8 protein-coding genes and 2 pseudogenes are annotated in these 10242 nt (G+C 61.5%); 5 read left to right on the top strand and 5 right to left on the bottom strand.

What is annotated here, in order from left to right; all coding sequences use genetic code 11:
• From EOA32_RS27140 to EOA32_RS27155, 4 genes are all read left to right on the top strand, one after another.
• The coding region (locus tag EOA32_RS27140) for an MFS transporter (RefSeq protein ID WP_128373353.1) at window positions 1-1100 on the top strand (1100 nt) is incomplete at its 5' end.
• A 192-nt stretch (window positions 1101-1292) separates the two neighbouring features.
• A complete protein-coding gene (locus EOA32_RS27145) occupies window positions 1293-2153 on the top strand; it encodes a site-specific integrase (RefSeq protein ID WP_127862951.1) in 861 nt (286 codons plus the stop codon).
• Window positions 2154-2165: 12 nt separating this feature from the next.
• Window positions 2166-3350, top strand: coding sequence for an IS91 family transposase (locus EOA32_RS27150; protein ID WP_127862950.1), 1185 nt, complete (start codon window positions 2166-2168; stop codon window positions 3348-3350).
• A gap of 414 nt (window positions 3351-3764) precedes the next feature.
• Window positions 3765-4713 (top strand): IS630 family transposase gene (locus tag EOA32_RS27155; RefSeq protein ID WP_128373354.1). Its coding sequence is split into 2 segments (ribosomal slippage): window positions 3765-4100 and window positions 4102-4713, totalling 948 coding nucleotides; the frame shifts between segments, so codons are not numbered across the junction.
• Between the two features lie 787 nt (window positions 4714-5500).
• Here EOA32_RS27155 and EOA32_RS27160 read toward each other — a convergent pair.
• Window positions 5501-5863 (bottom strand): annotated as a pseudogene (locus EOA32_RS27160) (flavin reductase family protein); the annotation flags it as partial.
• 190 nt (window positions 5864-6053) lie between these two features.
• Between EOA32_RS27160 and EOA32_RS27165 the strand changes: the two are divergent.
• Window positions 6054-6215 carry a hypothetical protein gene (locus EOA32_RS27165; RefSeq protein WP_245499398.1) on the top strand — a complete coding sequence of 54 codons (162 nt, stop codon included), beginning with the start codon at window positions 6054-6056 and terminating at the stop codon, window positions 6213-6215.
• A 404-nt stretch (window positions 6216-6619) separates the two neighbouring features.
• Here EOA32_RS27165 and EOA32_RS27170 read toward each other — a convergent pair whose 3' ends face one another.
• From EOA32_RS27170 to EOA32_RS38835, 4 genes and pseudogenes are all read right to left on the bottom strand, one after another.
• Window positions 6620-7081, bottom strand: coding sequence for a ProQ/FinO family protein (locus tag EOA32_RS27170; RefSeq protein ID WP_128373357.1), 462 nt, complete (start codon window positions 7079-7081; stop codon window positions 6620-6622).
• Between the two features lie 536 nt (window positions 7082-7617).
• A complete protein-coding gene (locus EOA32_RS40815; RefSeq protein WP_348632228.1) occupies window positions 7618-8157 on the bottom strand; it encodes a hypothetical protein in 540 nt (179 codons plus the stop codon).
• Between the two features lie 865 nt (window positions 8158-9022).
• Window positions 9023-9322, bottom strand: a complete 300-nt coding sequence (locus EOA32_RS27185) for a hypothetical protein (RefSeq protein WP_128373356.1) — start codon at window positions 9320-9322, stop codon at window positions 9023-9025.
• Between the two features lie 447 nt (window positions 9323-9769).
• Window positions 9770-10242 (bottom strand): annotated as a pseudogene (locus EOA32_RS38835) (hypothetical protein); the annotation flags it as partial.

Genomic DNA, 10242 nt, shown 5'->3' on the forward strand with positions numbered 1-10242 from the left:
CTTTTAGCGTGACCACCCTCACCTATTTGGTCCCTTTGGGCACGATATGGCGCTGCAAGTGGAAGGTTCGCTCTTCGCCTCTCCCGCGCGAGTCGATGAGGACGGCGATCTATGACGGGCTGCGCTTCACGGCGATGTCTTCGGAAATCAAGGCGGCGATCGCACGCGGAACCCTGTTTGGCCTGGCAAGCATCGCCATTCTCGCACTGCTGCCGCTGGTAGTCCGCGATCATCTGGGAGGCGGACCGCTCGCCTATGGCACGCTCATGGCAGGCTTCGGGACGGGCGCCGTCTTCGCCGGCATTTCCAACGGCACATTCAGACGGCGCTTGTCGCAAGAACGTCTGATGAAGCTCGCGTGCCTCGCCTGCGCGGCCTGCTCCCTCTCCCTTGCACTGACCTCTTCGATTCCGGTGGCCGCACTTGCGCTCGCCTTGGGCGGCGCCGGCTGGGTCACCGCCTGGTCCGGAGTTGGCGTGAGCGTGCAGCTGGCGAGCCCGCGCTGGGTCGTGGGGCGCACGATTTCGATCTACTATGCATTGATAGATGGCGGCATCGCGGCCGGCAGCTGGGTATGGGGCACGGTCTCCCAAAGCCATTCCCTGACGTGGGCGCTGGAGGGTTCCGCTGGAGCGCTGCTGCTCGTCGCCGCAGCTGGCATTCTGTTTCCTCTACGCGAGCGCCGCGAGTCCGAGCCCGATCCTTTGGAGGAATTCCACGCCCCAGCTGTCGCTCTCAATTTGAAGCCGAGAAGCGGTCCTATCGTGGTCAAGGTCGAATATCTGATAGCCGAGAAAAATGTCGAGGCCTTCCTCGAGCTCATGCGGCAGCGCAGGCATATCCACAGCCGCGTCGGTGCTCGGAACTGGACGCTTCAGCGCAACCTGCAGAAGCCCATGCAATGGACAGAGACATTCCGCACGCCGACCTGGACGGACTACCTTCGCCTCAACCATCGTCTCACGGAAGTAGACAAGGAATTGGACGAGCGTGTCTGCCAGTTGCAGGCGGGAGAGGCAGCGCCTCAAATGACGCTATCGATTGAGCGGCCGACCAGCCCGCCTCGTAAACGCGCAATCCTCCCACTTCCCCGTCATTGAAGCCTGACCGTCACGTCTAGGCACCAGCGATTGCTAACGTTGGTACTGCTAGAGCGGTTCAGCTTTTGACAGAATCGAAGAGGGATTGAACGAAGCCGCTGACGCGGCATTTGGCGGGTCGGTTTGCGGTTGAGGCTTCTGTTTTGAAGGATTGCGGCTGTTGAAGCGCAATCTTGGAACAGGAGCACTGAGATGGCCGAGTTGAGCCCTCTTCGCCGGCGCATGATCGAAGACATGACGATCCGCAATCTGTCGCCGGCCACGCAACGATCCTACGTGCACGCGGTGGCGAAGTTTTCCCGCCATTTCGGCCGATCCCCTGACCGCCTTGGCCTTGAAGATGTCCGCGCCTTTCAGGTGCATCTGGTCTCGACCGGGATCTCGTGGCCGGCGCTGAACCAGACGGTGTGCGCGTTGCGGTTCTTCTACGGCGTGACACTCGGCCATGCCGAGATTCCGGAACGGATCGTCTATGCCCGCTCGCCACGCACGCTGCCGGTGGTTCTCAGCGCCGACGAGGTCGTCCACTTCCTGGAGGCAGTGCCGAGCCTGAAGACGCGCACGGCGCTGACGACGGCCTACGCAGCGGGTCTTCGCGCCTCGGAGACCGTCGGGCTGAAGGTCGGCGATATCGACAGCGGCCGCGGCGTCATACTCGTTCGTCACGGCAAGGGCGGCAAGGACCGCACCGTGATGCTGTCGGCGCAGCTTCTTCGGATCCTACGGGTCTACTGGCGACTGGCGAAGCCGCAGGGCTGGCTGTTTCCCGGCCGCGACCCCAATCGTCCCATCGACGTGCAGGTGCTGTATTCGGCCTGCCGCTCGGCGCGCGCTGCCGCCGGCATCGACAAGCGGGTGACGGTGCACACGCTCAGGCACTCCTTCGCCACGCATCTGCTCGAGAACGGCACCGATATCCGCATCATCCAGGTGCTGCTTGGCCACAACAATCTTTCCTCGACGGCACGCTACACCAAGGTCTCGAACGGCCTCATCCGGCGCACGACGAGCCCGCTCGACAGGCTGAACGTTGAAGTGGTGCCGCCGGGCTGACCGGTTCCGCCCGTGTCGGCGAGACTGGAGGTGGCGGATATCTTCGGCCGCCACGGCGAGGCGTATCGGCAGGTTCATGACGGCCATCTCGGACGTGTCGAGCGGCGTGTGATGAGCGCGATCGAGCTCTGCCGGACGGCCGCGCTCGGCGGCCATGTCGAGGGCTGCCGATCCTGCGGGGCGATCCGCGTGGCCTACAATTCCTGTCGCAACCGGCATTGCCCAAAATGCCAGGGACAGGCCTGCCGCGACTGGCTCGCCGCACGCGAGGCCGAACTCCTGCCGGTTCCCTACTTCCACGTCGTGTTCACGTTGCCGGCCGAGGTCGCCGCGATCGCCTTCCAGAACAAGGCGGCGGTTTACGCCATCCTGTTCAGGACTGCGGCCGAGACGCTGCGCACGATCGCCGCCGATTCCAAACATCTCGGCGCCGAGATCGGCCTCATCGCGGTGCTGCACAGCTGGGGGCAGAACCTGCACTACCATCCGCACATCCATTGCATCGTGCCGGGCGGTGGCGTCTCGCCGGACGGCTCGCGCTGGGTCTCCTGTCGGCCAGGGTTCTTCCTTCCGGTGCGCGTCCTGTCGCGCCTGTTTCGCCGCCGCTTCCTGGAAGCCCTACGAGCCGCCTTCGACGCGCGCAGCCTCAAGTTCTTCGGCGACATTGCCGGCCTGACCGAGCCAGCCGCCTTCACCCGCCTGTTGGCCAGGTCGCGCCGCCTCGACTGGGTGGTCTACGCCAAACCGCCGTTCGGCGGTCCAGGGCAGGTGCTGGCCTACCTCGGTCGCTACACCCATCGCGTCGCCATCGCCAATTCCCGGCTGATCAGCATGGAGAACGATCGTGTCGGATTCCGCTGGAAGGATTATCGTCATGGCGGAAGGACAAAGGTGATGACGCTCGACGCGCACGAGTTCATCCGCCGCTTCCTGCTGCACACGCTGCCGGACGGCTTCCATCGCATCCGCCACTACGGCTTCCTCGCCAACGGCCATCGCGCCGCCAGGCTCGACCAGTGCCGCAGGCTGCTGACCAAACCACAACAGGATGATCGCGAACCGGATGCCGAAAGCGCCGCTGCCGCTCCTCTTGCGGCAACGCACCGCTGCCCATGCTGTGGAGGACGGATGATCACGCTCGCAGTCTGGCGCAGCGGACAGGCACCGCCCGGCCCGTTCTGGTGCGACACCTCATGATCGCGGCCGGCGCCTCCTCATCGCCATGCTCAGCATCCGTCACCATGGGCGCCGGAACGCCAACGCTTGGCCCATCGCACAAGGGTGCAAGCAGCCAGCCCGGCGATAGAAGGCACTACAGCCTGTCCGACGGCACCTGCCATCAAGATGCCGCCCCCTGTCGCAGCGTCCTTTGCCGTCATTGCATCCCGACGGCCCTTGATCATTCTGGCGAAGACTATCCCGGCCACAGATCCGGGCTACAATCCCCATAGCGCCAGTCCTGCCCGCGGCTCCGTTCAATCCGGCTTGCAATGAGGTCCGACAGCCAACCCGGCCGCTCCGTCGTGCCCGCGGACCTCACAGAAGCCTCCAGATTCCGGAGAGGCTGATTTTGTGATTCAAGATGCTGGCTGGATCGGAGGCCAGCATCGGATGACGCGACCTCTTTCGAATGATCTTCGTGAGCGTGTTGTTGTGGCGATCGCGGCTGGAGAGAGCTGCCGCACGGTTGCGGCTCGTTTTGGCATAGCGGTGTCGTCGGCGGTGAAGTGGTCGCAGCGCTATCGGGCGAGTGGGTCGGTCGCGCCCGGCAAGATGGGCGGCCATCGCAAGCGGGTTCTGGAGCCGCACCGGGCCTTCATCGTGGAGAGGATCAATCAGACGCCGCATCTGTCGCTGCATCGGCTAAAGGACGAACTTGCGGCGCGCGGTGTGAAGGTATCGCACGATACGGTGTGGCAGTTCCTGCGGCGCGAGGGTTTGCGGTTCAAAAAAAACTCTGTTGCCCCTTGAGCAAGCCCGCGCTGACATCGAGAGACGGCGACAACGTTGGCGTTCCTGGCAGTCCGGTCTCGACCCACGGCAGTTGGTCTTCATCGACGAAACCTGGATCAAGACCAACATGGCGCCGCTGCGCGGTTGGGGGCCGAAGGGCAAACGCCTGCGCGGCTTGGCTCCATACGGCCACTGGCGCACGCTGACCTTCCTCGGCGCGCTGCGCTGCGACCGGCTGACTGCACCTTGCGTCTTCGACGGGCCGATCAACGGCCAGTGCTTCCGCGCCTATGTCGAGCAGCAGCTCGTGCCAGTGCTTGAGCCGGGCGACATCGTCGTCATGGACAATCTCGGCTCCCACAAGTCGGCAGCCATCCGGCAGATGATTCGCGCCGCAGGCGCCAGGCTCTGGTACCTGCCGCCATACTCGCCAGATCTCAACCCGATCGAGCAGGCCTTCGCCAAGATCAAGCACTGGATGCGAGCTGCCCAGAAGCGAACCATCGACGACACCTGGCGACACATCGGACACCTCGTCGCCACCATAGAACCCGACGAATGCTCAAACTACTTCAACAACGCCGGATACGCTTCCGTCAAAACCTGAAACGCTCTAATGGTCGTGGCGAGCGCGGAACAACCACCGGGATTCGATGGTCAGTGGCGCAGATGTACAACAGGCTGTCTCGCGCGAGTGGGTACGCAATATCCTGTGTCCGCGACAGAAGCCAAAGACCAATTTCATCCGGTCAGGACGTGGCTCCTAGCAGCGTCCCGGAAGCGGATACCATGCGTGCGCGTGCTGGGTTGATGTGGAAAATGCGTGGGGGCGCGTGGACGACGGCGCGCGATGGGCTTAGACGACCTTCGCAACCCCCCAAGCGCCGAGAGCACTATGAAGCAGCAGCGACCCTTTGTCGTCGAGATCAGACAGAAGCGTGGCCTCGTAAAGCGGCCAGAGTCGATCTGGGTCGGCATCGACCTGGCAGCCATCGCGAACGATGTCGCGAAAGCGAACACGAAAGGTGCGGTCGCTGAGGCGACGCGGCAAGCCGATTGGTCCTGGCGAAAATCTTTCCCAGCCCGTGTTCACCACCTCTGAAGAAGTGTCCCAGGCCAAGGAGATGACCGTGCCCGATGCATCGCCTCCGGAGCCACCAACGATCGAGAAAGCGCCGGTTCCGGATGCATCTCAGGCACCCACTGGAGACCGACGAACTCGCCGCAAGAAGCGGTGGCAGAAAGATGTTCCTCTGCCGCGAGGTGAACGATGGAAGCGGCGCCTGCCGTGGGCGCTGCGCCAGAGCCGGGCTGAGCGGTAGGTCGACTGTTCAACGGGCCAGAAGGAGAATAAAAGCGCGTGGCTGCGGCCCACTCACTGGCGTACCGCTTGCTCAAGACGATCCGTAAGCGCCATGATGATCGATCAGAGCCGGCCCCGGCACTCCGCTGACCACATGCCGGACGCTGCCGAGGACGAGCGCCTGGCTGTGGCGCACAATCGTGTCCTCGACCATGCAATCGACCGCGGCGAGCGCGTCTTCAAGTACCAGTGCGCCGGTCGCCAGAGCAGACCAAGCCGAACCCTTCAGGGCACCGCGTCCGGCGAACCGCTCGGTGATCGCCATCTGGTCGGCTCGAAGCATGATGACGCAGAAATGCCGATGCTGGTTGATGGCTGCCCACGTTGACGAGTTCAGGTTGATGCTGACCACCATCACCTCGGGTTCGACAGATAAGGAATGGGCGGTGGTCGTGTCCGCTTCGTTGACTGTCTCGCCGCGCTGTTTCGTCTCCTCGCGTTAGCGGAAGTTAAATTTCGAGCGTTTCAGCTTGCCGCAAATTAGGGTCTCGATGGCATGTTTGCATGACTATTGGGGCGGGCAGGAAGACTGATGCGCGGACGGGGATGGATCAAGGCCTTGCGTCAGGATGAAGGCGCGGCAGATGCGTGTGCGCATCGCGGAACTCGAGCGCAACCTCATGGCGACCACGCCACAGGGGCGCCATCGACGTTTTGAAGCGGGGAATGAACTTCGCATTGCGAAATTCCGCCTCGAGTGGCTCGAGGAATGCATCGCCGGAATAGCGGAAAAATGTGGGGCTTAGCGGATCTCGCCGCTCTCGAAATTGCCGCGCTCCGGCCGAACTGTGCACTCGATGCTATGATTACAAAGCTGGTGGTTTGACGCCGGTCGAGAGCATCTCTTCAAGCAGCGCTGGGCGGCAGACGCGCAGGCGGCAGTATGAGTCTGCCTGGAGACAAACGCAAGGGGGTTGGTTGGTGCGGACGAGGGGCAAACGCCTTCCGGAAAAGGGCTTTCCCTCCCACGCGTATCTTCCACAGGTAGGCAGCTGCACCCCGTGCGCCATCCTGCAGGACACAGCTACCATAGCGAGGCAATCCCGGTTGAAGAGGCGTCGTTTGACTCGGGAGATGTTCCTCTGGGGCATCGACCTCTTCATCATGGCTATTACTCGTAAGCCCATGAGTCTTGGGAGATTTGTGGCGCTCAAGCCATCGGCTTTCGGAAAGACCGGCGACGCTTCGTCTCAACGACTATTCCAGCCGTATTTTTCGCGTTGAACACGGCCGTTTGCTTCGGCTTGTGGGGCGGGGCATCAGGCACCCTTGGCTCCGGCGTCTTCTTGGTCTCTTCCTTGTTCTTGCGGGCGCACAGCAAAGCCTTGGCGCTCGCCGCCTCCGCATCCGATACCTCGCCGGCCGGCTCGCCATCAAGATCGACCCGCACAGCGCCAGCACTCAGTCTCGCCAAGTACCTGGGCATGCTGGTATAGGCGCGCAGGGCTCTCCTCAATTCATCATCTGACAGTTCGCCGTCCAGCACGCGAATGTCATGATGGATGCCGATCCTAAGCGGCATTGGCGCTTTCGGATTGAACGCCGCAGGCCACTTTGCCGATAGATGCCGGAAAAGCTGTGCGGGCGATTTCCCTCGGTTGGGGGTCGTCATGATCAAGCCTCGCCCGATTTGTTTTGTTCCCAGTTCGGACGCTTCGTAGCACCCATATATGCAATGATTGTGGACGCCTGAAAAAGTCGCCGGGCAGGGCAAAGCAGCGCATCCTAGCTTCTAGATGAATACCGTTGCCCTCCCAATCTCCTCGCGACTTCTGAGGAACGGAAACGATCAATCGGACGACCAACCTTCCGAACGCGCAAGAACTGTCGGCTATGCCGTTGGGCAAAGGACGGCTGCCCCGAGTTAATCGGCGGCAACTTGGCATGGGAAGAAAAAACAATTCCAATCAAGAAGCCAGCCGCGAAACGCTAGGCTAACGCCTAAGGTCCGGAGCTCGCCTTCTGCTCAACGCCATCACAAGGATGGCGTTGAGCAGCGTAACGAACCCTACATCCTGATGATGCCAAGCCGTCCTGGACGTGTCGATCTAGTACCCGATTTAGCGTAATAACGAAAAAAGCTTGCAGTTTTTTCGACACCCCGCCGCTCAAAAAGTCCCATGTTCGCCTTTGGCAACGGCTGGCTGGTCATGCGAGCTTGCTAACCGGGGCGGCTATTCCAAACCGATCGCTCTGAAGCTGCCCGCACCCGCTCGTCGCTAGCCACCGCGCCCGCGCCAGATGGGATGTCCAAGCCCGACGTGCCCGTTCCGGCTGGCGCTCTGGGTCAATGTTCAAGATGGCTCGTGCCACCTTGCGCCAGTCGAGGCCCATCTCCTCCGACATCAGCAGGACGGCGTAAGTCTGAAAGTGCGCCACGTCGTAAGGCGTGACCTCGGCCAACTCGGGTGTTTCATTATCGATCCAGGCCTCCTCCTCCTTTGGGGGCGCGTCGATGTAGCGGCCAATCGAGGCCAGGTGCGCCGCAATCTGGTAACGCAAGTGATCGCGGCTCCCGTAGTGCGCATCGATTTCGCCGAGCTTCTTGTACAATCCCCTACGCTTGTCGCGCGGAACATCGGTATCGCCCAGGGAGTAACAACTCGGACTGACGGCGCAGATATCGCAGCCCGTTGCGACCACGTCCTGCACGAATGCGGGAATGTGCTTTTCTTGCATGCGCTTCATTTCAATAGGCCTCTTCTGACTTCACATTTCCTTATCACAGATCACCCAATTTGCAACCCTGCCGTGCAATCTTGGGCGTCACTGCGGCGCGCGAGCACCTGCCCTCACAGCTCAGCCCAGTGAATCCGCCGCGCGCCTCACCCGAAGCCCGGAAGAATTAAATCTTCCGTGTGCAGGAAGAACCGACGCGCGAGGAACTCAAGATTTGGGTATTGCTCCCTTCCTGCGCAGCGCTCTGCCGATAGCGTAGCCTGTCGGGGCAGAAGGCAAGGAAGGTAGCCGCAAGTGTCGGAGAAGCTGCGGCTTCCAGATTGGCGCCGCTCGCACGGTTGCCGAGGCCGGTTTACCCTATCGAACACTATGCCGACCGGGGAAGATTGGGCGAAGCCGAAGCTCCGCCCGGTGGACACCCCAACCCACGCCGACCGTTAACTGGGCTCGGGCGAATGCGTAGACGTGGGGACAAAGCTCTGGGACAGTTGGGAGGATGATTTGCTCGTCGCGAACCCGGAGGCGCCGGTCTGCCAGACTAGTGGTCGTAGGGAATCGGCCCACGCTCTCAGTTAATCAGGAGAAACATGATCCAAAAACCGAAGCTTTGCGAGCTCAGTTCCTGTCCCGCTTAGTGGCTATTTGTGTTCGCTATTCTGCCATACGCCTAATGAGATTGCCCCACCTGATGACCATCCCTGCTGAGATCGAACGCTCGCCGCGTCTTCACGGTCGGCAAAAAGGCGCGCCCTTCCGTTGCTAGGCGAAGCGGACTTGGTGATCGACGCGGCGGCATCCACAGGCATCACCTTTCTGCTCGTCCCGCTGGTATCCGACCATGTCTCGGCGGCCGATCTCCGCCTTATCGCAATGATCAGAACATGCGTGGTCGAGCCTTCGTCCGAGCGCCAAATGCCCAATTTAGAATCCTAACCGAAAGGCTTGGCCGCCGAGTGCTCTTCGGCCCCTGGAAATATTCCGAGATTGCGACGCGTATGCAGGACTGGGCTCTCATCAGCTCGTTGACCTCATCAATTTGATGATACCGCTGCTCCAGCATTTGCGTCAGGTCGAGCGCAGAGACCTGTGCAGCCTCCACTGCCTTCTCGGCCATGAAACGCAGCCTTGAGACGTCGCGGCCGAGGCTCGAACCATTGTGGAACATCACCGCCACGGAAGGCTTCCCATCCCTTCCGGCGCGGCCGAACTCCTGTAGCTGGTCTTCAAGGCAATCGATGCCGCCAGCAGCACCTTGGAAAATTCCGGAATGAAGAGACCTTGATCGGAACACCGGACACGGCACCGATCGGTTCGTGACAATGTATTGGACCCGCGTTGAAGCCGGGAAAACATTTCCCAAATCTGGGAGTTCCGCCCAGGGCAAATGTCAAAAATGCGCAGAAGCGCGATCTCAACGCTTGCCCGCCGAGCGACCGAGATGGGGCCGAAGAACGAACCCGCAGCTGTGTGGTGCGAGAAGCTGCTGTTCTGCATGCGACCTATCGCTGCCGCGAAGGCTATGCATTCGCAAGGTCAGATTTTAGTCCAAATCGGATTTGCCGAGGTCTTTGCTTTCGCTCGGTCAATTGCCGGGCCGGAGGTTTTGGCTTTGGCGCGGAGTCTAAAAGCGCCCGCCGCGCAGCTTGTTGAGTTCCGTGTCGAACAATTCGAACGGTGCCTCGAAGAAATCAAAGCGCTCGTAAAGCGGCGAAAGCAGAGCCTGCATCACCTCGGTCAGATTATCTTGCACCTGCTGCACAGTCGGCTGGCCAACCAGAGTGACGGTGTCCGTGCGCGTATGCCGGTCACCGAACATGGCGCGCATTCCATCCACGCTGGTCAGATAGCGGTCTTTCAGGCCGGTGAAGGTACACTCGATGGCGATGGACTCTACCCCCTCAAATGTGTCGGCAAAGCGGCTCGCGAAAAGCAGTCCTTCGCCGACGCGCCAGACCGGCATGGTGAGATCAATTGCGGCGCCGGCCGGCACCTTGTTGGGAATGCCGTCCTCGGAATAGCCGCGGACGGTGTAAAGTTTGCCGTCGCGCGACGCACGCCAGAAGTCGCAGTGTGCTGACGTGCGCAACCAATCCC

The organism is Mesorhizobium sp. M1A.F.Ca.ET.072.01.1.1 (genome assembly GCF_004023325.1).
In the GTDB taxonomy this organism is placed as follows: domain Bacteria; phylum Pseudomonadota; class Alphaproteobacteria; order Rhizobiales; family Rhizobiaceae; genus Mesorhizobium.

What these genes read in the sequence shown, in the direction of transcription:
- EOA32_RS27145 (WP_127862951.1), top strand. Translation starts at nt 1,293, where the DNA reads ATGGCCGAGTTGAGCCCTCTTCGCCGGCGCATGATCGAAGACATGACG.
- EOA32_RS27165 (WP_245499398.1), top strand. Translation starts at nt 6,054, where the DNA reads ATGCGTGTGCGCATCGCGGAACTCGAGCGCAACCTCATGGCGACCACG.
- EOA32_RS27170 (WP_128373357.1), bottom strand. Translation starts at nt 7,081, where the DNA reads ATGACGACCCCCAACCGAGGGAAATCGCCCGCACAGCTTTTCCGGCAT.
- EOA32_RS40815 (WP_348632228.1), bottom strand. Translation starts at nt 8,157, where the DNA reads ATGAAGCGCATGCAAGAAAAGCACATTCCCGCATTCGTGCAGGACGTG.